24 protein-coding genes are annotated in these 22,162 nt (G+C 64.0%); 17 read left to right on the top strand and 7 right to left on the bottom strand.

What is annotated here, in order from left to right; genetic code table 11:
• Positions 1–217 precede the first annotated feature (217 nt).
• Together typA and KNN17_RS16365 are read left to right on the top strand one after the other, a co-directional pair.
• Positions 218–2,146: a translational GTPase TypA gene (gene typA / locus KNN17_RS16370; RefSeq protein ID WP_078108286.1), complete on the top strand. Its 1,929-nt coding sequence runs from the start codon at positions 218–220 to the stop codon at positions 2,144–2,146.
• Positions 2,147–2,189: 43 nt separating this feature from the next.
• Positions 2,190–2,570: a hypothetical protein gene (locus KNN17_RS16365; protein ID WP_241710019.1), complete on the top strand. Its 381-nt coding sequence runs from the start codon at positions 2,190–2,192 to the stop codon at positions 2,568–2,570.
• On the opposite strand, the gene KNN17_RS16360 is transcribed toward KNN17_RS16365, so the two are convergent.
• Positions 2,571–3,077, bottom strand: a complete 507-nt coding sequence (locus KNN17_RS16360) for a helix-turn-helix domain-containing protein (protein ID WP_241710018.1) — start codon at positions 3,075–3,077, stop codon at positions 2,571–2,573.
• A 198-nt stretch (positions 3,078–3,275) separates the two neighbouring features.
• Between KNN17_RS16360 and KNN17_RS16355 the strand changes: the two genes are divergently transcribed.
• Together KNN17_RS16355 and KNN17_RS16350 are read left to right on the top strand one after the other, a co-directional pair.
• Entirely contained in the window at positions 3,276–4,493 is a 1,218-nt protein-coding gene (locus KNN17_RS16355; RefSeq protein ID WP_241710017.1) for an MFS transporter, read from the top strand.
• Positions 4,494–4,695: 202 nt separating this feature from the next.
• The gene (locus KNN17_RS16350; protein WP_241710016.1) at positions 4,696–5,505 is read left to right on the top strand and encodes a type IV toxin-antitoxin system AbiEi family antitoxin domain-containing protein; all 810 of its coding nucleotides are present in this window, start codon (positions 4,696–4,698) and stop codon (positions 5,503–5,505) included.
• Positions 5,506–5,807: 302 nt separating this feature from the next.
• On the opposite strand, the gene KNN17_RS16345 is transcribed toward KNN17_RS16350, so the two are convergent.
• Complete coding sequence (locus KNN17_RS16345; protein ID WP_241710015.1) at positions 5,808–6,050, bottom strand: putative acetyltransferase; 243 nt, start codon at positions 6,048–6,050, stop codon at positions 5,808–5,810.
• 136 nt (positions 6,051–6,186) lie between these two features.
• On the opposite strand from KNN17_RS16345, the gene fdxA reads away from it, so the two are divergent.
• The 3 genes from fdxA (at position 6,187) to KNN17_RS16330 (ending at position 9,191) form a co-directional block, all read left to right on the top strand.
• Positions 6,187–6,513, top strand: coding sequence for a ferredoxin (gene fdxA / locus KNN17_RS16340; protein WP_018776555.1), 327 nt, complete (start codon positions 6,187–6,189; stop codon positions 6,511–6,513).
• Positions 6,514–6,528: 15 nt separating this feature from the next.
• Complete coding sequence (gene dapC / locus KNN17_RS16335) at positions 6,529–7,677, top strand: succinyldiaminopimelate transaminase (RefSeq protein ID WP_274619739.1); 1,149 nt, start codon at positions 6,529–6,531, stop codon at positions 7,675–7,677.
• A 230-nt stretch (positions 7,678–7,907) separates the two neighbouring features.
• A complete protein-coding gene (locus KNN17_RS16330) occupies positions 7,908–9,191 on the top strand; it encodes a citrate synthase (protein WP_059387479.1) in 1,284 nt (427 codons plus the stop codon).
• Between the two features lie 126 nt (positions 9,192–9,317).
• On the opposite strand, the gene galE is transcribed toward KNN17_RS16330, so the two are convergent.
• Positions 9,318–10,331 carry a UDP-glucose 4-epimerase GalE gene (gene galE / locus KNN17_RS16325; protein ID WP_241710014.1) on the bottom strand — a complete coding sequence of 338 codons (1,014 nt, stop codon included), beginning with the start codon at positions 10,329–10,331 and terminating at the stop codon, positions 9,318–9,320.
• A 114-nt stretch (positions 10,332–10,445) separates the two neighbouring features.
• On the opposite strand from galE, the gene KNN17_RS16320 reads away from it, so the two are divergent.
• Together KNN17_RS16320 and KNN17_RS16315 are read left to right on the top strand one after the other, a co-directional pair.
• Complete coding sequence (locus KNN17_RS16320) at positions 10,446–11,072, top strand: TetR/AcrR family transcriptional regulator (RefSeq protein ID WP_241710013.1); 627 nt, start codon at positions 10,446–10,448, stop codon at positions 11,070–11,072.
• Between the two features lie 63 nt (positions 11,073–11,135).
• A complete protein-coding gene (locus KNN17_RS16315; protein ID WP_241710012.1) occupies positions 11,136–11,747 on the top strand; it encodes a hypothetical protein in 612 nt (203 codons plus the stop codon).
• Positions 11,748–11,779: 32 nt separating this feature from the next.
• Here the strand turns inward: KNN17_RS16315 and KNN17_RS16310 are convergent, their stop codons facing one another.
• Both KNN17_RS16310 and dapD read right to left on the bottom strand, forming a co-directional pair.
• Positions 11,780–12,622, bottom strand: coding sequence for a hypothetical protein (locus KNN17_RS16310; RefSeq protein WP_241710011.1), 843 nt, complete (start codon positions 12,620–12,622; stop codon positions 11,780–11,782).
• Between the two features lie 11 nt (positions 12,623–12,633).
• The gene (gene dapD / locus KNN17_RS16305) at positions 12,634–13,659 is read right to left on the bottom strand and encodes a 2,3,4,5-tetrahydropyridine-2,6-dicarboxylate N-succinyltransferase (RefSeq protein WP_241710010.1); all 1,026 of its coding nucleotides are present in this window, start codon (positions 13,657–13,659) and stop codon (positions 12,634–12,636) included.
• An 86-nt stretch (positions 13,660–13,745) separates the two neighbouring features.
• On the opposite strand from dapD, the gene dapE reads away from it, so the two are divergent.
• The 5 genes from dapE to KNN17_RS16280 all read left to right on the top strand — a co-directional run bounded on the left by dapE (position 13,746) and on the right by KNN17_RS16280 (position 18,086).
• Positions 13,746–14,870, top strand: coding sequence for a succinyl-diaminopimelate desuccinylase (dapE, locus tag KNN17_RS16300; protein ID WP_241710009.1), 1,125 nt, complete (start codon positions 13,746–13,748; stop codon positions 14,868–14,870).
• Positions 14,871–15,239: 369 nt separating this feature from the next.
• Positions 15,240–16,040: a TIGR00730 family Rossman fold protein gene (locus KNN17_RS16295; RefSeq protein ID WP_241710039.1), complete on the top strand. Its 801-nt coding sequence runs from the start codon at positions 15,240–15,242 to the stop codon at positions 16,038–16,040.
• Between the two features lie 37 nt (positions 16,041–16,077).
• Positions 16,078–16,413, top strand: coding sequence for a DivIVA domain-containing protein (locus KNN17_RS16290; RefSeq protein WP_078108309.1), 336 nt, complete (start codon positions 16,078–16,080; stop codon positions 16,411–16,413).
• The gene (locus tag KNN17_RS16285) at positions 16,410–17,687 is read left to right on the top strand and encodes a hypothetical protein (RefSeq protein WP_372489692.1); all 1,278 of its coding nucleotides are present in this window, start codon (positions 16,410–16,412) and stop codon (positions 17,685–17,687) included. Before KNN17_RS16290 ends, KNN17_RS16285 begins: the two co-directional genes overlap by 4 nt.
• Positions 17,688–17,918: 231 nt before the next feature.
• A complete protein-coding gene (locus tag KNN17_RS16280) occupies positions 17,919–18,086 on the top strand; it encodes a DUF3117 domain-containing protein (protein WP_009357720.1) in 168 nt (55 codons plus the stop codon).
• A 76-nt stretch (positions 18,087–18,162) separates the two neighbouring features.
• On the opposite strand, the gene KNN17_RS16275 is transcribed toward KNN17_RS16280, so the two are convergent.
• Entirely contained in the window at positions 18,163–18,795 is a 633-nt protein-coding gene (locus tag KNN17_RS16275; RefSeq protein WP_078108310.1) for an O-methyltransferase, read from the bottom strand.
• A gap of 258 nt (positions 18,796–19,053) precedes the next feature.
• On the opposite strand from KNN17_RS16275, the gene sigE reads away from it, so the two are divergent.
• The 3 genes from sigE to KNN17_RS16260 are packed head-to-tail and all read left to right on the top strand — an operon-like array spanning position 19,054 to position 21,022.
• The gene (sigE, locus tag KNN17_RS16270; RefSeq protein WP_078108311.1) at positions 19,054–19,698 is read left to right on the top strand and encodes an RNA polymerase sigma factor SigE; all 645 of its coding nucleotides are present in this window, start codon (positions 19,054–19,056) and stop codon (positions 19,696–19,698) included.
• Positions 19,699–19,734: 36 nt separating this feature from the next.
• Positions 19,735–20,616, top strand: a complete 882-nt coding sequence (locus KNN17_RS16265) for a hypothetical protein (RefSeq protein WP_241710008.1) — start codon at positions 19,735–19,737, stop codon at positions 20,614–20,616.
• 31 nt (positions 20,617–20,647) lie between these two features.
• Entirely contained in the window at positions 20,648–21,022 is a 375-nt protein-coding gene (locus KNN17_RS16260; protein WP_241710007.1) for a twin-arginine translocase TatA/TatE family subunit, read from the top strand.
• 3 nt (positions 21,023–21,025) lie between these two features.
• Here KNN17_RS16260 and KNN17_RS16255 read toward each other — a convergent pair whose 3' ends face one another.
• Positions 21,026–22,153 (bottom strand): Mrp/NBP35 family ATP-binding protein, encoded by a 1,128-nt coding sequence (locus tag KNN17_RS16255; RefSeq protein WP_241710006.1) that lies wholly within the window; start codon positions 22,151–22,153, stop codon positions 21,026–21,028.
• Positions 22,154–22,162: the final 9 nt, after the last annotated feature.

The raw sequence follows: 22,162 nt of genomic DNA, 5'->3' as shown, positions 1-22,162 counted from the left end.
GGCTCTTTTGCTGTTTCCGGCGCGTCTCGGAGCTCGCTGCCCATTGTGATGAAGGGCACAATTCGGCGGCCTGGAGGGTGATTTTTAGGCCAATAAATACCACAGCGCTTAGACTCTAGGAAGGTGCCCTGTGTCAAAGGGGCTAATCCGTCGTGCGTTCCGGTTGGAAATGTCGCGATACAACAGCTGACTTCACCACTGAATCGAGCCATTACGCATGTCTGAAACCACCACCAACACCGCCGCGGCCACTGCATCGCGCAGTGATCTGCGCAACGTCGCGATTGTGGCCCACGTTGACCACGGCAAGACCACCCTGGTCGACGCCATGCTCAAGCAGACCAACTCCTTCGCCGAGCACAACCACCTGGAAGACCGCGTCATGGACTCCGGTGACCTGGAGCGCGAAAAGGGCATCACCATCCTCGCCAAGAACACCACGGTTGCCTACAACGGCCCGTCGTCCAATGGCGAGACCATCACCATCAACGTGATCGACACCCCCGGCCACGCCGACTTCGGTGGCGAGGTTGAGCGCGGCCTGTCCATGGTTGACGGCGTGGTCCTCCTGGTTGACGCTTCCGAAGGTCCGCTGCCGCAGACCCGCTTTGTGCTCCGCAAGGCCCTTGCCGCCCACCTGCCCGTCATCCTGCTGGTCAACAAGACCGACCGCCCCGACGCCCGCATCGAAGAGGTTGTCCACGAGTCCATGGACCTGCTCCTCGGCCTGGCCTCCGACCTCGCGGACGAAGTTCCGGACCTGGACCTCGACAAGATCCTCGAAGTACCCGTGGTCTACGCCGCAGCGAAGGTCGGCCGCGCCTCCCTCGAGCAGCCGGCTGACGGCTCGGCCCCGGATAACGAAGATCTCGAACCCCTCTTCAAGGCGATCATCGAGCACATTCCGGCGCCGACCTACAACCCGAACGGTGTCCTTCAGGCGCACGTCACCAACTTGGACGCTTCCCCGTTCCTCGGCCGCCTCGCCCTCCTGCGCATCTACAACGGCACCCTCCGTAAGGGCCAGACCGTCGCTTGGGCGCGCGCCAACGGCGAGCTGAAGAACGTCAAGATCACCGAGCTCCTGGCCACCAAGGCCCTTGACCGCGTGCCGGCGGAGTCCGCCGGCCCGGGCGAGATTGTTGCTGTTGCCGGCATCGAGGAAATCACCATCGGTGAGACCCTGACCGACGCCGAGAACCCGCAGCCGCTGCCCCTCATCACGGTGGATGACCCCGCGATCTCCATGACCATCGGTATCAACACCTCTCCGCTGGCCGGCAAGGTCAAGGGCGCGAAGGTCACAGCCCGCCAGGTGAAGGATCGCCTGGACAAGGAACTGATCGGTAACGTCTCCATTAAGGTTCTGCCTACCGAGCGTCCGGACGCCTGGGAAGTCCAGGGCCGTGGCGAGCTCGCACTGGCCATCCTCGTGGAGCAGATGCGACGCGAAGGCTTCGAACTGACGGTCGGCAAGCCGCAGGTTGTCACCCGGACTGTTGACGGCAAGATTCACGAGCCGATGGAACACATGACCATCGACGTGCCCGAAGAGTACCTCGGTGCGGTGACGCAGCTCATGGCCGCGCGCAAGGGCCGCATGACCAACATGGCCAACCACGGTACCGGCTGGTGCCGCATGGAATTCATCGTTCCTGCTCGCGGCCTCATCGGCTTCCGTACCAAGTTCCTCACGGACACCCGTGGCGCCGGCATCGCTTCCTCGATCTCCGAGGGCTACGAGCCGTGGGCCGGCCCCATCGAATACCGCACCAACGGTTCGATGGTTGCCGACCGCGCCGGTGTCGTCACCCCCTTCGCGATGATCAACCTGCAGGAACGCGGCTCCTTCTTCGTGAAGCCCACGTCCGAGGTCTACGAAGGCATGATCGTCGGCGAGAACTCGCGCGCTGATGACATGGACGTCAACATCACCAAGGAAAAAAAGCTCACCAACATGCGTGCTGCTTCCTCCGACACCTTCGAGAACCTGACGCCGCCGCGCGACCTGACCCTCGAAGAGTCCCTCGAATTCGCCCGCGAAGACGAGTGCGTTGAGGTGACCCCGGATTCCATCCGCATCCGCAAGGTGATCCTGGACGCCAACGAGCGCGCCAAGGCTACCCGCGCACGCGCCAAAGTCTGATCCTGCGCTGATTGCGTACTGACGCACTGAACGGATTGACGCATTGAATAAGGGAGCCACCGGAACGGTACGCGGCATCGCCGCGGCTGTTCCGGTGGCTCTTTTTGCTGCCGTTGCAGGCACCGCACTGCACCGGCAGACGCTCCTCGTTGCCGGCGTCGACGTCTATTGGGGCACCGCGGCAGCATTGCTCCTGCTCGCCTCGCTCCAGCTCCTGCTGGGCGCGTGGTCGCGGTCTTTGCTCCCGACGGCGGTAGCGGGCATTCTTTGTTACGCGACCGTAGGCCTGCTGTCCGCGGGCGGAACCGGCAAGCAGCTGATCGTCGCGGATGTGCCTGGAAATGTGTGGGTCTACGGGAACGCAGGGATCACGTTTGTCATGCTCTTGTGGTGCCGGCGCTACCGGCGTAGGTCGCGCGGCTAGCTAATCTGCGCTCGGGTCCCGGTGGTGGGCGATCAAGAGCGAGGTGGCCTCGCCGTCGTCGTCTGCCGGAAGCCGCATGTATTCTTCGACGACCGCCCGTAACTTGCCCATCATTTCCTGCTGCCGTGCTGCGTTGAACTTGACGCCAAGCCGCCAGATTTCGATGTCCTCGGGTGCGAGTCCGCGGGTTTCCTGGACGAATGTTTCGATCAGGATCGGGGAAATATCGTTGACGGGTGTGCTCCAGGAGGCGCGTGTGGCGATATATGGAACCTCTTTGGCGCCCCTCTTTCCCTTCCGGCCTTCCTGAGGTTCGAGAAAGCCGGTGCGCACCAGGGTCCTGACGTGGTGCAGGCTCGACGCCGGGTTGATGTCCAAGAGCCCGGCAATCTCTTTGTTGGTGCGCGCGTGGTGTAGGCAGAGCCGGAGGATCCTCAGGCGCAAGGGCGAGCTCAAGGCGCGGCCCTTGGCGACCAGGTCGCTGTCGTCCCACGCGTGTTCCGTCATGGAGGCCAGTGTAGCCACCCATAAGTGATTGACATATACCAATCACTGCAGGAAACTGAGCGGGTGAACGCCGGGACCACTGACAACGCTCAGCAGGGCGACAACGCTCTGCAAACTGAGGCGACTCTCCAAAGTGACACAGCTCTTCAAGCTACCCCGGCTCAGAAGCCGGCCTCGCTTTGGCGGGACCGGAACTTCATGACCTTCTGGTCGGGCCAAGCCGTCAGCCAGCTCGGGGCGCAACTTGGGCAATTGGCATTCCCCGTCCTCGCAGTGACTTTGCTCGGCGCCAGCGAGTTCGAAGTTGGTGCACTCAATGCCGCCGGCCTTGCGGCCTTCCTGCTCATCGGTTTGCCGGCAGGAGCCTGGGTTGACCGCTGGCTCAAGCGTCGCACCATGATTGTGGCTGACCTGGTCCGGACCGCGGCGATGGCCACCGTACCTATACTCTGGTGGGCCGGCATCCTGCAGATCTGGCACCTGTACGCTGTAGCCGCCGTCGTCGGGGCTGCGACGGTCTTCTTCGACGTTTCCTACCAGAGCTACGTGCCCGTGCTCGTGGACGCCGGGAAAGTGCCGCAGGCCAACTCCAAGCTGGAAGCCACCTCCCAGATCGCCCGGATCGGTGGTCCTGCCGCGGGCGGTGCGCTCCTGGTGATCGTTTCCGCCCCGGTGCTGTTCGTCGGGGAGGCGATGGGGTACCTGTTGTCGGCCATCTTCCTGCTCAGAACACGCGACGCGGAAGTCCCCGTGCCCGCGAAGGACCGGCGGCCGCTGGCGAGCGAAATCAAGGAAGGCCTGGTCTTCGTCGTCAGGCATCCGTTGATCAGCAGGGTTGTGGCTTGTACGGGCGGGGTCAACTTCTTCACCACGCTTGCTTTCACTTTGATGCCGGTACTCGTGCTTCGTGAATTGGGACTTGGTCCGGAGGGCATGGGCCTCATCATGGCGGTCGGTGCTGTGGGCGGTCTGATCGGGGCGGTTGCGGCGCCCCGGTTCGCGGCCTGGATCGGCGAGGGGACCGTCATTCCCGTGGCGTCGATGATCAGCTCGCTTTTCCTCCTCCTGGTCCCGTTGTCCGTGCTTGCCCCTGAACGATGGATGTCCCTCGTGATGCTCATCGTCTCGGAGTTCGGGTTCGCCTTCGGAGTCCTGGCGTACAACATCATGCAGTTGAGCATGAGGCAGCGGGTGTGTCCTCCCCGGCTCCTGGGGCGCATGAATGCGTCCATTCGCTTTGTCGTGTGGGGAGTCATGCCGATCGCAGCCCTCGCCTCGGGTCTCCTGGCCGAGAACCTTGGCCTCGTCCCGACACTCTGGATCGGCTGGGCCGGAAGCATTGTTCTTGTTGCGCCGGTGCTGTTCTCCCCGCTGTGGGGAATGCGCAGGCTGCCGGACGAGGTGCACGGCGCCTGACCGTCCCCTTGGGACATGCCCCGCCTTGGCCCGCAGCATTGGACATATTGGCAACATGCTCATTCCTTGGTCTCCACGTGACGCATGCTCTGCGGTGAGGGGGGCGCATGTCCAGCGCTTGGCCACAGGAGTGGACTGGACGTTTTCCACATAGTGAATATTGGCGCTTCCGCACCCATGATTCGGCCGGAACGATGGGCGCATGGTGAATATTATCGACGTCATTTCAGCGTACGACGGCGTGGCGCGGGCCAAGCATCTTGCTGCGGCCGGGGTATCGCATTTCCAACTGAAATCCGCGTTGGCGAGCGGGCGGATTCTCCGGGTGGCGCGAGGGGTTTATGCGATGCCCGACGCCGATCCCGGCTTGGTTGCCATCCGATCCCTTCCTGCTGAACCGGCCTGCGTTTCCGCGGCCGAGCTGTCCGGGTTGTGGGTCTTGGATCCCCCTCAATTTCCCCATGTTGCCGTCCCTCACAGCCGAAGGTACCAAGGTTTTGTTTGCCATAGATCCGCAACCCCGCCGTCCCTCATGGATTCAGTTGTCCAGGCCCTCCGTTGCCTGCCGGACCTGGATGGGCTTGTCATTGCGGAATCTGCCGTAGCTCTGGGGAGGCTACCGCTCTCTGGCATGAGGATGCGGCTAAGCGGGCGGAACGATGCGCGGGAGCGGAGGCTGGTGTCACAAATTGTTCCCCAGTCACAGTCGATCATTGAGTGCATCGCCCGGTACCTCCTGCGCGAAGCCGGTTTCCATGTGGAATCACAAGTGAACATACGCGGCATGGGGCATTTGGACTTGATGGTGGACGGAAGGCTGGGGATTGAAACCGACGGAGCAGGCTTCCACATGGACAAGCCGAGCTTCGAGGAGGACCGCCGCCGGTGGAATGTCACCACCAGGCTGGGTATTCCCACCTTGGTTGTGAGCTATTCCATGCTGAAGAACCGGCCTCGGGAATTTGTGGCGATGGTCCGCGACACTCTGAGGTCGCTCGACCAGGCCGCGTGATCTCCGCCTAGCTCATCTTCGGCCCCGTCAAAAGGGACATGCCCATCGCTGCGCCTCAGGAACCGACATGTGCCTCGCCCGGGCTTGCGCTGCCGCGGGACATGCCCAGCCCTCCGAGCCAGGAATGGACATATTCGCACTATGTCCAATGGTTTGAGCGGGCGGTGGGCATGTCCAGCGGTTCGAGCGGGAATGGGGCATGTCCGCGTTGGTGGGCAGGGGTGGGTGGGCAGGGGTGGGTGGGCAGAGGTGGATGGGCAGGGGTGGGTGGGCAGAGGTGGATGGGCAGAGGTGGTGCGGGATTACTCGCGGGCTGTGCGCGGACCACGGCGCGGAGGCGGAGGAGGGACCTCCTTGGCGGCCACTACAAGGGCAAGGGGGATCTCGACATCGGATTGCCGGGTACGGATGGTGCACGCACCATCGACGACGGAGAGCAGGTAGCCGAGGGCATCGGTGAAGCCGTCGTCCAGCCGGTATCGGACAACGACTCGTGTTCCGGATACGGTATTGAGCAGGAAATCCTGGGGCCGGGGCTGATTCACCAGTTCATAGTAAGACGCCCGGCTAGGTTGCTGAGTTCCGGCTGGGGGATAATAGGCTCAGAATTCGATGTACCGGCCACATGGCCGGTGGTACTACCCGGAAACTGTCCGGGACAACTGTGGAGAGGCAAGGGACGTGACCTACGTAATCGCGCAGCCGTGTGTGGACGTCAAGGACAAGGCATGTATTGAAGAGTGTCCTGTTGACTGCATCTACGAAGGCGAACGTTCCCTCTATATCCACCCGGATGAGTGCGTGGACTGCGGAGCTTGTGAACCCGTGTGCCCGGTGGAAGCGATCTACTACGAGGACGACACCCCGGAGGAATGGGCCGACTACTACAAGGCCAATGTCGAGTTCTTCGATGACCTTGGTTCCCCGGGCGGGGCTGCCAAGATCGGCAACACCGGCAAGGACCACCCCTTCATCGCTGCGCTGCCTCCACAGAACCAAGACCACTAAGAACGGTTGCTTCCTTTGATTTCTGCGGCCCCCGCTTTCGGCCTCAACCTGCCCGACTACCCTTGGGAAGCCATGGCACCGTATGTGGCCAAGGCCTCGGAACACCCGGGCGGGGTGGTCAATCTTTCCATCGGAACCCCCGTGGATCCTACGCCGCAGCTGGTTCGCGAGGCGCTCGCAGGGGCCGCCGATGCCCATGGGTACCCGACAGTCCACGGTACGGAAGCACTCCGCGAGGCTGTGTCCGCCTGGTTCGCCAGCCGTCGCGGGGTCCCCGGGATCGATCCGAGGGACATCATGCCCACGGTCGGCTCCAAGGAATTGGTCGCTTGGCTGCCGTTCCTGCTGGGACTCAGCGGGGGTGACGTCGTGGTCCGTCCCACTGTTGCCTACCCCACCTACGACATCGGCGCCATGCTCGCAGGGGCCACCGCGGTCGCCGCGGACAGCCTGGACGAACTGGATTCAGCCACCCGCGCCAAGGTCCGGCTCATCTGGATCAATTCCCCGGGCAATCCCACGGGCAGCGTCCGTGACGTCGAATCGCTCCGGCAGATCGTGGCCCAGGCGCGCGAGATCGGTGCAGTCGTGGCGTCGGATGAATGCTATGCCGAACTCGGCTGGGGTGAATGGGATGCGCAGCGTGGCGGCGAGGCCGTTCCGAGCGTCCTTGATCCGCGCGTCACGGGAGGATCCACGGACGGCCTCTTGTGCGTCTACTCGCTGAGCAAGCAGTCGAACCTCGCCGGCTACCGTGCTGCTTTCGTGGCCGGGGATTCGTCGATCGTGGCAAACCTCGTCAACAGCCGCAAGCATGCAGGCATGATCGTGCCCTACCCGGTTCAGGAAGCCATGCGGGCCGCGCTCGGCGATGCCGGCCACGTGCTTGCCCAAAAAGATCTCTACCGCGGACGCCGCGAACGCCTCGTGCCTGCACTTCGGAACTTCGGCCTGGAGATCCACGAGTCCAAGGCGGGCCTGTACTTGTGGTCCACGGCAGGGGAGGCGACGTGGGACACGGTCCAGCGTTTCGCTGACCTGGGGATCGTCGTCGGGCCGGGAGTGTTCTACGGAGACGCAGGCAACGGTTTCATCCGAGTGGCGCTCACGGGCACCGACGAACGCATCGATGCGGCCGTGGAACGCTTGAACACTGCCCGGTAACAATGCTGTGACTTGCCGCACAGGGCGCGTCATTCCGCCAGTAACCGTAGCTTGTGAATTAGTTTGTCCCGCTTACTGGCGGTAGCTTTTAACTGACTATCAATGGTGGCTTTCTCCATGAAGGCAGTCCGGCCGATGGCGCCTGCACCTGCAGGCCCCCGGTTGGAGTCACCAGATGTTGGTTGGATCAAGCTTTCGACCGAGGCCAAGAGCCTCATGAAGGGGACTCCATGACTGAGACCACCAGCGCTACCCTGCGCCATGCCGGCGGAGAGCTCGAACTCCCGCGGATCAAGGTTGTAGAAGGGAACGAAGGATACGACGTTTCCAAGCTGCTGAAGCAGACGGGCGCCGTCGCCTATGACCCCGGCTTCATGAACACCGCCGCCACGACGTCGGCGATCACCTACATCGATGGCGACGCCGGTATCCTGCGGTACCGCGGCTACCCGATCGAGCAGCTTGCCCAGCACTCAAGCTTCCTGGAAGTTTCCTACCTGCTGATCTACGGCAACCTTCCCACACCCACCGAGCTGGACGCGTTCGACCAGCGGATCCGCCACCACACGCTGCTCCACGAAGAGCTCAAGGGCTTCTTCGGCGGCTTCCCGCGTGACGCGCACCCGATGCCGGTGCTTTCCTCGGCTGTCTCCGCGCTGTCCACGTTCTACCAGGACTCCTTGGACCCGTTCAACCCGGAGCACGTGGAAGTTTCCACTATCCGCCTCATGGCGAAGCTCCCGGTCATCGCTGCCTACGCACACAAGAAGTCCATTGGCCAGCCCATGCTGTACCCGGACAACTCCATGAACCTCGTGGAGAACTTCCTGCGCCTGAGCTTCGGCCTGCCGGCAGAGCAGTACGAGCTGGACCCCGTCGTCGTCAAGGCGCTCGACCTTCTGCTCATCCTGCACGCCGACCACGAGCAGAACTGCTCGACGTCGACCGTCCGCCTGGTGGGCTCCTCGAACGCGAACCTGTTCGCTTCCGTTTCCGCAGGCATCAACGCCCTCTTCGGGCCCGCCCACGGTGGCGCCAACGAAGCCGTGCTGAAGATGCTGCGTCAGATCCAGGCCGACGGCATCAAGCCTGAGGAATACATGGAGAAGGTCAAGAACAAGGAGGACGGCGTCCGCCTCATGGGCTTCGGGCACCGGGTCTACAAGAACTACGATCCCCGCGCGAAGATCATCAAGGCGACCGCGCACGAGATCCTGGGCAAGCTCGGCGGAAACGACGAGCTCCTGGACATCGCGATGCGCCTCGAAGAGAAGGCGCTGGCCGATGATTACTTCATCCAGCGCAAGCTCTACCCGAACGTCGACTTCTACACCGGCCTGATCTACAAGGCCATGGGCTTCCCCGAGAAGATGTTCACCGTGCTGTTCGCCATCGGCCGGCTCCCCGGCTGGATCGCCCAGTGGCGCGAAATGATCAACGATCCCCAGACCAAGATCGGCCGTCCGCGGCAGCTCTACACCGGAGAGCCGGAGCGCGACTACCCGGCAGTCTAGTCCCCACCGGCTCCCAGGCCTCGCAAGCTCGGCCCGGGTCCCTCGCCGGTGTGGGCCCTGTCAACGCGGGGTCACTTACGGTCCGTCCCAAGGGACATCATGGGCCGTAAGTGACCCCGCGTTGCTTTAAGAGCTGTAGCCGAGGGGGTTGTTCTTCTGCCACCGCCAGTGGTCTTCGCACATCTGGTCCACGGTCTTCGTGGTGGACCAGCTCAGGTCGGCCAGGGCGGAGGAGGCGTCGGCCCAGAACGCGGGCAGGTCTCCGGCGCGGCGGCCTGTGATCTCATACGGCAGCGGGTGCCCGACGGCCTGTTCGAACGCGTGGAGCATCTCCAGCACGGATGTACCCTTGCCGGAGCCGAGGTTCCAGCGGTGCACGCCGGGGCGTTCCGCAACGTAGTCCAGGGCGGCGACGTGGCCCTCCGCGAGGTCGACGACGTGGATGTAGTCCCGCAGGCAGGTGCCGTCCGGGGTGTCGTAGTCTCCACCGAAGACCATGAGCTTGTCGCGGCGGCCGACGGCAACTTGGGCGATGTACGGAACCAGGTTGTTGGGGATGCCCTGCGGGTCCTCGCCGATACGGCCTGAGGGGTGTGCACCCACCGGGTTGAAGTAGCGCAATAGAGCGATGTGCCAACGTTCGTCCGCGGCGCCCAGGTCCGTGAGGATGTCCTCGACCTGCTCCTTGGTACGTCCATAGGGGTTGTTGGCCCCGATCTCCATCTTCTCGATGTAGGGGATGGGGTTGTGCTCGCCGTATACCGTTGCCGAAGAACTGAAGACGATCGAGCGGACCCCGTGCTTGTCCATGGCGCGCAGCAGGTTCAGTGTGCCCACGATGTTGTTGTAGTAGTAGTTCAAGGGTTCCTGCACGGACTCGCCAACCGCCTTGAGCCCGGCGAAGTGGATGACGGCGTCGATGCTGTGCTGGTCGAACACGGCCTCAAGCGCGGCCTCGTCCACCAGGTCCACCTGATGGAATGCTGCGGTCTTTCCCGCCAGTTCGCCGACGCGGCGCAGGGATTCTTCGCTTGAGTTCACGAGGTTGTCCACCACGACCACTTCGTGTCCGGTTTCCAACAGGGACAGGACGGTGTGCGATCCGATGTAGCCGGTGCCACCCGTGACAAGAATTCTCATGCAAGCAACGGTAGTCGAACTTGGTGCGTGCCCGCTCAGTGTTGCGTAGGCCACAGTCGCGCGGTCCCGTGTGCCGGACGACATGGTTCAAGCACGTTTGTGCTAAAAAGATTTGTGCCCAAGATTGTCGATGCCGAAGCCCGGCGCCAAGAAGTAGTCGAAGCCGTCTTCAGGATCATCGCCTCGGATGGCCTCGAGCGGGCCTCCTTGCGGGAGGTGGCCGACGAAGCCGGGCTGGCCGTTGGTTCGGTCCGCCACTACTTTGCCAGCAGTGACGAATTGCTGGTCCATTCCTTTGCCGTGGTCATCGACAGGATCGCCGGGCGGCTGGACGAGGCGTTCGCCGTCGTCGAATCCCTGGACAATGGGTCGGCGGAACACGACGCCGCCGTGTTAACCCTGCTGGGTCAATTCCTTCCGCTCGACGAGGAACTGGCCGTCGACGCCTGCGTGTGGATGGCATTCCGGCACGCGGCCCGGATCCGTCCGATGCTCGAGCCGGAAGCCGCACGCAGCCACCGTGCCGTGGCCGCCGTCGTCGGCCGCTTGGTGATGCGGCTGATGCCCGACGGCGGCTCCGGCCAGGAGCGTCTGGTGACCGAGGCCGAGCGCCTTCTCGCGACCCTCGACGGACTGTGCATGCACGCCTTGCTGCAGCCCGAATGGATGACGGCCGAGGTGTGCCGCGACGTTCTGACCGCACATGTGGACAGTCTTGTTGCGGTGCCTTCCAACCGTTAACGTCGCGCCTCTTCGGGAATAGACTGGAACTCTGAGTGGGCACCTGCCAAGGGAGGCAATCGGATGCATGACACAGGCGGTCAGGGGTGGCGGATCACAATGGACACCTCCGGACCGATGCTCATTGCCTTGTATCTGAGAGACGTTGCTGGATTGGACGGAGCCGGGACGCCGACGTTGTCCCACGCCACACCTAAAGTCAGGCAGGCGGACCACACGCACCTCACCGCCGAGGTAGGCGGAGTGCCGGCCCTCAAGACCGAGTGGGAGGCGTGGTGGGAGCGGCTGCTGAGGGCGTATCCGGATGCCGCGCCCGAGCTTTCACCCCCGGGATTCAACGCTTTCGGCAATTCGCCGGCCCTCCGCCGGGTACTTCAGGCACACTTCGGTGCCGCCCTCACGTGGGCCCGTGAACGCCTTGAAGAGTACGAAAAACTCGAGGCTGAACGCGAAGCGAGCGGCGCCACGCTGCTTCTGGGCGATATGGTGGAGGACCGGCTGCTCGAAGTCGGCCGGAGCTCCCGGGACTTCCAGTTGACGATCATCGAGTTGCCCCTCAACGAGCCACGGGCCTGGTACCTTGAGCCGGACAAGATGATCATGAGCCACCGGCTCCTGTCCGAACCGGATATCTTCCGCAGCTACGTCCAGCCAGTGGTCGAACTACTGGCCTGAGGCCGGCAGCCGGAGGCGAGCACCCCTGAACATTACGTCTTCGGAGCCGAAACCGTGATGGTCACGGATCCCGATGCTGCCGCTGAATCCTGCCACCCTTTGTGGTCCTGCCGGTTCCAGCTGGCGCCCGCCACGTCAACCTGTGTCACGGAGAGGTCCTTGGCGTTCGCCACGGCCCACTGGGCCACCGCCCACGCCTGCGCTCCAGTGATGTTCAACTGGACCGTGCGGCCTTGGGCCACGGCCGGCAGGGAGCCGAACGCCGTCGTCATGGCTGCCGTAACGGCATTCGGATCACCGGCAGCGTCCGCGGCGCGGAGGGTGCAGTCCAGGGCCCTTTCGGAATGTCCGGTCAGCGCCGACGCGTAGGCCCTGCCCATCGCTTCCTGCTGCGCGTACGCCTGGGGGTACGCGGAATGCTGGACCGCTTGCGCCGCATCGGTGATCGCCATGGTTTCGTAGCCGGGCACCTTCACCAAGTGGTCATAGAAGGCGTTTGTCGCGTAGACGGGATCCATGACCTCGGCTTCGGTGCCCCACCCCTGGGACGGGCGCTGCTGGAAGAGCCCCCTCGAATCGGGGCCCACCTCGTCACCGTGGCCGATATTGCGAAGTTTGGATTCCTGCATTGCGGTGGCCACGGCGATTGTGGCCGCGCGCGGAGGCAGCCCCCGCTGAACCGCAATGGCCGTGATGAGGGCGGCGTTCGCCGCCTGGTCCGTCGCCAACTCGTAGGAATCCGAGCCGACGACGGCGACGCAGCGCTCCGTAACCAAGGTTTCGGAGCGCTGCAGTACAGTCACCACGGCATAGATGGCGCCGGCCACCAAGGCAAGCGCCAGCAACAGGATGATGGTGCGTCGGAGACGGCGCATCCAGGTATCAGCTAGTTGGCGTGGAGGGCTTCGTTGAGTTCCACCGTCTGGCCCTTGCGGGGGAGGACCTCGACTTCACCGGTGGTGGAGTTGCGGCGGAACAGCAGGTTCGGCACCCCGGAAAGCTCCACAGCCTTGATGATGCTGCTGGTGTCTTCGCCGTTGGCGTCCTTCGGGCCGGGGATACGCACCCGGGTTCCGGCAGTGACGTAAAGGCCGGCTTCAACCACGGAGTCGTCGCCGATGCTGATGCCCACACCGGAGTTGGCGCCCAGAAGCACGCGGTCACCCAGGGAAATCTTTTCCTTGCCGCCGCCGGAGAGGGTTCCCATGATGGAGGCTCCGCCACCGACGTCGGTGCCGTCACCGGCAACAACGCCTGCCGAGATGCGGCCTTCCACCATGGACGTCCCGAGGGTGCCGGCGTTGAAGTTCACGAAGCCCTCGTGCATGACCGTGGTGCCCTCTGAGAGGTAGGCGCCCAGGCGGACCCGGTCGGCGTCGGCGATCCTGACGCCGGTGGGGAGGACGTAGTCCACCATGCGGGGGAACTTGTCCACTCCGTAGACCGTGACGGCGCCGCGCTTGCGCAGCCGGGCACGGGTCAGTTCGAAGCCGTCCACGGCGGCGGGGCCGAAGTTGGTCCACACAACGTTGGGGAGCTTGCCGAAGATGCCGTCCAGGTTGATGCTGTTGGGCTTGACCAGCCGGTGCGAAAGCAAGTGCAGCCGGAGGTAGGCGTCAACGGTGTCTGCGGGGGCTTCGTCCAAGTTGATCTGGGCAAAGACCACTTTTTGCTCGGTCCGGCGGTCGGCGTCGTGGCTGTCGGCGGCGAGTGCGGTCAGCGACTCGTCGGCGTGCTCCACGGCCCGCAAGGATGCGGCAGCTTCGCCCAGTGCCGGCGCCGGAAACCATACGTCCAGCACTGTCGCTTCTCCGGCGTCGGAGGTGGCGATGGTGGCCAAGCCAAAGCCGTAGGCGGAGCGATCGTTGTCAGAAGCGCTATCGAGAGCGGCAGAGGCAGCGGTTTCAGTCATGGCGCAAGTCTATCGAGAGCCACTGCTTCCCTTGAAACCGTGCGTGGACCGAAGGGGTCGCAATTCGCTCGGGCTACAGTGGATAGGTGACCGTTGAAACTACTCCAATCCTTCTTGACATCAGGCAAGACGTTGCGCTTCTGACCGCCGCGCTGATGGACATCCACAGCGTGTCCGGCAACGAAGCCGCGCTTGCAGACGCCGTTGAATCCGCCCTCCGCACAATCCCTGGACTGCAGCTTGTGCGGGACGGGGACGCGATCATTGCCCGGACCGAGCTGGGACGCCCGGAGCGTGTGATCCTGGCCGGCCACCTCGATACCGTGCCCTTGCCCACCGTGGAGGGTTCGCTCGGCACCGTGCCGTCAACGTGGGAGTCCGGCGTCCCCGGGACGGGAAACCTCTACGGACGCGGAGCCACGGACATGAAGGGCGGGGTCGCGGTTCAGCTTGCGCTGGCCGCAACCATGTTCGACGGCGGCGCCGAGCCCGGCAAGGATGTCACCTTTGTTTTCTACGACCACGAGGAAGTCGAAGCGGTCAAGAGCGGCCTTGGCCGCTTGGTACGGAACCACGGCCATCTCCTGGAGGGGGACTTCGCGATTCTCCTCGAACCCACCGACGGCACAGTGGAAGGCGGGTGCAACGGCACCAGCCGTTTCGAAGCCACCACGGTCGGGGAAACGGCGCATTCCGCGCGGGCATGGATGGGCAGCAATGCCATCCACGCTGCCGCGCCCATCTTGACCCGCTTGGCGGCCTACGAACCACGCACCGTCAACGTGGACGGACTGGATTACCGGGAAAGCCTCAATGCCGTGAAGATCAACGGCGGCACCGCGGGAAACGTGATCCCGGACCGCTGCGTCGTGGAGATCAACTACCGCTTCGCGCCGGACAAGACCCCGGACCAGGCCGAAGCCCATGTCCGTGAATTGTTGGAGGGCTTCGACGTGGTCCGCACCGATGCCGCCGCCGGAGCGCGGCCCGGCCTCAACCACCCGGCTGCGGCGTCCTTCGTTGCCGCCGTCGGGGCCGAGCCCAAACCCAAATACGGTTGGACCGACGTCGCCCGCTTCAGCGAACTGGGCGTTCCCGCGGTCAACTTCGGGCCGGGCGATCCGCTTCTGGCGCACAAGGACAACGAACACGTCGACGCCGATGCCATCCGTGAGTGCCTCCGCGCGCTCAGGTCGTGGCTGGCTGACTAGGTCGGGCGCCCTCACTTTTGCTTGAGATCGCGGGTGTGGCCCGTGGGCTTGGTTCTGGAACCAAGCCCACGGGCCACACCCACGTTTGCGGGAAGTTGGCTGCTGGACCAACGGGAAGGTGAACAAGTGCCACTTCTTCGCATCGAACGGCCCGCTCTGGGCGAAGCGAAGAACGATGAATCCGACGATGGCGAGAATGACCAGGGCAGGACGCGAGGCCGAGAATCCGATAGCGTGCGCGGGCCTTAGTTTGCAACACCGCAATCAACAGGGCCGCGCCGGAACGGCAGCAGCCGGCATCCGCGCTAGCCTAGGTCAATGAGTACGAGCCAGCCCCAAGTTCCTAGTCCAGACGCCAATGGCAAGGCGATGAGCAACGGATCGGCACCGTCAGTCCCCGCCGTTGCCCCGGAGCCGCCAGCAAAGCACAAAGGACCTTTGGAGCTTCGGCGGAAACAGGCCACCATGCCGATGTCGGACCAGCGACTCCTGGACACCAGAGGCGCGGACCACTTCATTCACACCGACCCATGGCGGGTCCTGCGGATCCAGAGCGAGTTCGTCGAAGGATTCGGTGCTCTCGCTGAGCTTGGCCCCGCTGTCAGTGTCTTTGGGTCGGCCCGCACCAAGCCGGGCACCAGCTATTACGATATGGGCGTGCAGGTCGGCCGCCATCTCGCCGAAGCCGGCGTCGCCGTCATCACCGGGGGTGGCCCGGGATCGATGGAAGCGGCTAACAGGGGAGCGGTCGAAGGCAACGGCGTCTCCGTTGGACTGGGAATCGAACTGCCCTTCGAACAAGGCCTCAACCGGTGGGTGGACCTTGGTATCAACTTCAGGTACTTCTTCGCCCGGAAGACCATGTTCGTCAAGTACGCGCAAGGGTTCATCGTGCTGCCGGGCGGACTGGGAACCCTCGACGAATTGTTCGAGGCCATGGTTCTGGTGCAGACCCGCAAGGTGACATCATTCCCGATCGTCCTTCTGGGGGTCGATTTCTGGAGCCCGATGATCGAATGGATCAAGGGAACCCTGGTGGCCGAAGGCATGGTTTCCGCAAAGGACCTGGACCTCATCCAGCTTGTGGACGATCCCGCGGACGCGGTTCACCGCGTGCTGCACGGTATCCCGCGCCCGCCCTCGACTAACGGCGACCAGCGCCCGGAGTAGCGTTGCCGGCACGGAGCTCTCAGCTGAGTCTGGCACGATGGTTGTTGTGAGCTTTTTTCTGGTCTTCCTCGCGATTGTCGTTATCGGTGCCGTCTTGTTCCTCGGCGCCGGCATGGCGAGATCCAGCCGCGACTCCGGCGCCGGCTTGGATGAACCTGTCCCGAACCTGCCGCCGGTCCTGTTGCCGGCCGGAGCCAAGGCGTCCGACGTCGACCGCGTCCGTTTCGCCCTGGGCCTGCGGGGCTACCGCATGGACCAGGTGGATGAGGTGCTCGATGAGCTGAGGGATCAGCTGACGTCCCAGGAGAGGGAAATCGAACGACTGAAACTGGCCCTTGAAGCAGCCGGGGACCAGGAAGAACCACAGGAGTGACCCGGCCAGTCGAAGTGGGGACTCCTAACGGATCCCTGGCCCGAAGGCTGCGCCTTGCCGGAGCCCGGGCCGTCGCCTGGCCGTGGTGGGTCCAGGTCGCCCTCGTCTACATCGCGTCGAGGCTTGTCAGCGCTTGCATCTTCATGGCTGCGGCATTGCAGCAAGGTGTCAATCCGTGGTTCCCGCCGGCGCCCGACTACTGGAATTTCATCACGATCTGGGATGGGCGCTGGTACGCCGAAGCCGCGAACAACGGGTATCCGTCTGAATTGCCGCTCAATGCGAACGGCGGCGTCGCGGAAAATTCCTGGGCGTTCTATCCCCTTTTTCCCTACCTTGCCAGGGCCCTCGGTGCCTTCACCGGACTGGCGGCGCTGCCTGCCCTGACAGTCATTGCCGTGGTGGCCGGGCTGGGCGCGGCCCTGGTGGCCTACAAACTGTTCCGGGAATACGCCGGGCGCACCACGGCGCTCTGGGCTGTGACCTTCTTCTCGATGTTCCCGGTCTCGGCCATCCTGCAGGTCCCCTATGCCGAGTCCCTCAACACCCTCTTGCTGGCGGGTTCACTTCTGCTTATGGTGCGCCGCAAATACCTGGCTGCGATCCCGGTGGTCTTGCTCATGTGCCTGTCGCGGCCCACCGGCGTGCCCTTCGCGGCCATGGCGGGCCTGCTCCTGCTCCACCATTTGTGGAAGAGGTTTGGACGCCGCCCCGGCGCGGGGTCCGTTCAAGGAACCATGCCCGCGGCCGCCATTCCCACGTCCAGGGAACTTGGATCGCTGGCGGCACTTGTAGTCGTCAGCGTGGCAGGGGCCCTCGCGTGGCCGGCCATTGCCTGGGCGGTCACGGGCGATCCCCTGGCCTACACCAAGACTGAAACGGTTTGGCGCGGGGACGACCTCGTTCCGTTCAAGCCATGGTTCGAGACCGGTCAACTGCTCTTCGGACCAGTACTCGGTATCCTGGCGCCGTTTGTCTTCGCGGGGCTCTTTGCCTTGCTGATGATAAGCAAACCCGTCCGGGCGCTCGGCGCCGAGCTGAGACTGTGGTGCACGTGCTACATGGGCTACCTCCTGGTCTTCCTGCACCCCCAGACGAGTACGTTCCGGATGCTCTTGCCTTTGTTCCCCTTGGCGCTCAGCGCGGCCTGGTTCTCCCGTTCGAAGGCCTACCGCGGCACCGTGGTGGTCATGTTCTTCCTCCTCCAGATCGTGTGGATCGTCTGGCTGTGGGCGTGGGCCCCGCTGCCGGGCGGCGGCGACTACCCGCCGTGATGCCGCGCCGGTCTTTCCCCTGTTCAAGCGCGATCACGGCCCGCCGGGAAAAGTCCATCAATTAGCTACGGGCGGGTAATTACGAGATAATGGACACAAGCAAGGACAAAAGCACTCTCGGGTGCTCGGCGACGACGACTGAACTGCCATGAATGTCGGCGCCGTATATTCCACGCGGAGCCAGCCCGGCCGGGTTGGCGGGATTTGGGACAACTGGAGGGGATTTTCCTAATGGCGGCTATGAAACCACGTACTGGCGACGGCCCTATGGAAGTAACCAAAGAGGGCCGCAGCCTGATCATGCGTGTGCCGCTCGAAGGCGGAGGACGGCTGGTGGTCGAGCTCAACGCAGCAGAGGCGGCGAACCTCAAGGAATGCCTCGTAGGCGTTACCGAATAGATTCACTGGGCAGGGCCCGGCATAAGAGCCGGCGCCCTGCTTTCATGTTTAATCCTGAACAGCGAACGGCGCCCTGCTACTTCTTGACTGCGACCAGCAAGCCGTCACCTGTCGGAAGCATCGCCGAGGAGAGCCGTTCGTCGTCGCGGATGGCTTTGCCGATCTGGCGAAGCACCACGGTGGTGCTGTCCCGGGCAGCCGGGTTGGAAACCTTGTCCTTGTCCAGCGCGTCGTTGATCACCAGGGTCCCGCCCGACTTCAAGAGCCGGATTGCTTGCTCGACGTAACCGGGAAAATTGGGTTTGTCCGCATCGATGAACACGAGGTCGTACGCGGAGTCGGTCAGGCGCGGCAGGACGTCGGCGGCACGGCCGGAGATGGTCCGGGTCCGGTTCGCGGGACTGCCGGATTCCAGGAACGCCTCGCGGGCGGCCTTGAGGTGCTCGACGTCGACGTCGATAGTGGTCAGGACAGCCTGCGGGCTGAGGCCGCGCAACAGGCACACGCCTGAGACGCCTGCCCCGGATCCGACCTCTACAACGGTCTGCGCCTTCGAGGCCGCGGCGAGGACGGTCAGGACTGCGCCAACTCCGGGGCTGACCGGGGTAACGCCCAAATCGTAGGAGCGTTCACGGGCGCGAAGCAACACGTCGTCCTCGGCAGGCAGATCTTCTGCATAGGACCAGCTGGTTGACTTGTCGGCACTCATGGGGGTTCGCTTTCCAGGCAGAGGGGTATTGCTTCCAGACTACTGGCTACGCGCCGCCCAGCCCGGACGCCCGCGGCCCGCAATTCTGTGTCTTCGGGGCGCCTTCTGGTCATTGTTCGCTCTGCGGGAAAAGCATGCCGGTGATCAGCAAAATCCCAGCCAACACTGGGATGATATATATCCAGCCATCCAAGCGAGGGCTGGCAACGAACTCCTGAGTGACCGGCAGGATGACAAACAGTTTGAGGGGAGCGGACGATGCGGGCATCAAGTGCTGCGCCAGTCCAGACAACGGCAGCAGTCCTGGGTTCCACCGACACGGCCCCGCCAGCCGAGGAGTGGGTCAGGCCCAGCTGGGAGGAAGTGGTGGAGAACCACTCCGCCAAGGTCTTCCGCCTTGCCTATCGGCTCACTGGAAACAAGTTCGACGCCGAGGACCTCACCCAGGAAGTCTTCGTCAGGGTGTTCCGTTCGCTCGAAAACTTCAAGCCAGGCACCCTGGACGGCTGGCTGCACCGCATCACTACCAACCTCTTCCTCGACCAGGCCCGTCGGAAGAGCCGCATTCGCTTCGATGCCCTGGCCGAAGACGCCGAATCCCGGCTGCCCGGGCGTGAACCGGGTCCCGAGCAGAGCTTCGAGCTGAACAATCTCGACCTGGACGTCCAGCGCGCCCTGGAAGAACTCCCGCCGGACTTCCGCGCCGCCGTCGTTCTTTGCGATCTTGAAGGCCTGTCCTACGACGAGGTTGCCGAAGCGCTCGACGTGAAGCTGGGGACCGTCAGGTCCCGCATCCACCGCGGACGCACGATGCTCCGTGAAAAACTCGCACATCGGGATCCACGGCCGGTCCAGGCCCGCAAGCCGCGGCTCAAGATGCCCCGCATCGCCGGCCTCCTTTAGTCGCCGATGGGTCTGCTGAAAGGACGACGCGGCAGCTTGGCTCGGGGAACTATCCGGCACAGCCGCGCCCCCGGCCATCTGCAGGAATGCTCTGAATGCCATGCCGCGGTCCTGCGCGAACGCCAGTACCTCGAACGGCTCCGCCGTGCGTCCGTTCCCGAAGCGAGCGAGGATTTCACCAACCGGCTGATCGAACACACACGGCGGTTGGCGCAATCCGATGCTCCTGAGCGTCCTGCTCCGCAGCGGAGCGTGTGGCACGGTATCCGGCTTGCCAGCGCCGCGGCGGGCGGACTCGCCGTGAGCGCCGGAATCCTGGCGGTTGCAGCCTACGCGCTTGGCGGTGAAGTTGCGCCGCAGGCATCCAACCGCGGAGAACAGGAAGTCCGGACCCTTGTCAGCTCAACCGTGCCCGGAAGCGCGGGAGAGGAGCTCCCCGTGACGGGTTCGCAGCTGAGTCTGCCCGTCAGCGTGGCAGGAACGGTGAGCCTGGACGAGCAGCAATTGTCCGAACTGCGGAAAGACGGCTGGGCATGTCCCGAAATGGCCGGCATGGGATACCACATGGTTTCCGCCCGGGCCCTGATGCAGGACGGACACCCCGCCGTTGAGCTGCGCCTCAGCGACGGTGACCACCACGCCACCCTGGTGGAGCAGCACTTGGAGGGAAGCGGCGCTTCGGGGACCCAACTGTCGATCGCCCAGGGCGCCCCGTGGCAGGCCGTCTACTCCTCGCCGGTAGCCGTGCTGCGTTACTCGTCCGACATGCCTGCCAACCAGGCTGCGGGAGCCGTTCCGGAGCTTGTGAAGGCTGGAGACTCCCTCATGGTTGCCCGGCCGGCCGAAAACAGCGCAGAGACCTGGAACGAACGGTTGCAGCGGGGTCTCCATGCCCTCGCGGGCCTCGCAGGTTTCTGAGCGGACCAACGGACAAGGTAACCTTCGATACGTGTTTGGAATCAATGGCTCGGAGTTCGTCGTCCTGCTGATCATCGGCGTCATCGTGATCGGCCCCAGCCGTTTGCCTGAATACACGCGGAAGTTGACGAATCTGGTCAAGGAACTGCGGCGCATGGCGTCCGGGGCCCGTGAGCAGATCAAGGAAGAAGTCGGCATCGACATAGATGACGTCGACTGGAAGAAGTATGACCCGCGCCAGTACGATCCGCGCAGGATCATCAAGGAAGCACTGCTCGACGACGACACGAAGCCTGTCAGCGACGGTGCGCCTGTCGCTGTGGACACCGTGGCGAAAGCACCCGAGCGGGTTGTCGAACGGCTTTCCGTCGGCGAAAAGGCGCCTTTCGACGCCGAGGCCACCTAGAAGCTATTTCGGCTGGATCCCGAGGGACATTCCGGCCAGGCCGCGCGGCTTGGCGTTGAGCTTGCCCGCGATGCCCTGAAGCGCCTGCGCGGCAGCCGTCTCCGGGGCCGCCAACACCACCGGGCGGCCCGCGTCCCCGCCTTCGCGCAGACGGATGTCCAAGGGGATCTGTCCCAACAGCGGGACGTCGCTTCCGACGGCGGCACTCAGCCGCTCAGCCAGCACCGGCCCGCCGCCGCTTCCGAACAATTCCATCCTGCCGCCGTCGGGCAGCTCCAGGAAGGACATGTTCTCCACGACGCCGGCAAGCTTCTGGCCCGTCTGCGTTGCGATGGTTCCGGCTCTTTCGGCAACATCCGCCGCAGCCGCCTGCGGGGTGGTCACCACGAGGATTTCGGCGTTGGGAAGCAACTGCGCCACGGAGATAGCGATGTCGCCCGTGCCCGGCGGAAGATCCAGGAACAAGGCATCCAGATCGCCGAAATACACGTCCGTGAGGAATTGCTCCAAGGCACGGTGCAGCATCGGCCCGCGCCAAGCGACTGCCTTGTTCCCGGAAACAAACATGCCGATCGAGATCACCTTCACGCCGAAGGCCACGGGCGGGAGGATCATGTCGTCCACGCGCGTGGGCTGCTGCGTGATTCCCATGAGGGCCGGGACGGAGAAGCCGTGGACATCGGCGTCGACGATTCCCACGCGCAGCCCCTGCGCCGCAAGGGCGCAGGCAAGGTTGACCGTCACCGAGGACTTCCCCACACCGCCCTTGCCGCTCGCGACGGCGAACACCTTCGTCAGGGAGCCAGGTTCGTTGAAGGGGATTCCGCGTTGACCGCCAGCGCCGCGCAGACGTTCCTTGAGTGCGTCTCGTTGCGGCTGCGTCATGACCTTGAGTTCGACGTCGACGCCCGTCACTCCCGCAACCCGGCCAAGGGCAGCGGTGGCGTCGGCCGTGATGGTTTCGCGCAGGGGGCAGCCGGCGATAGTCAGCAGCACCACAACCCGGACGGTTCCGTCCGGACTGGCCTCTACCGACTCCAGCATCCCCAATTCAGTAATGGGACGGCGGAGTTCGGGATCGATGACGGTTGCCAAGGCAGCGTTGAGGTCCTCGACAGAAGGTGTGCTCATGGAGTGGAT

This window comes from Arthrobacter bambusae, from assembly GCF_022606295.1.
GTDB classification, from domain to species: domain Bacteria; phylum Actinomycetota; class Actinomycetes; order Actinomycetales; family Micrococcaceae; genus Arthrobacter; species Arthrobacter bambusae_A.
The sequence above is the reverse complement of the archived record's forward strand: the minus strand, read 5'-3'. Positions and strand labels throughout refer to the sequence as shown.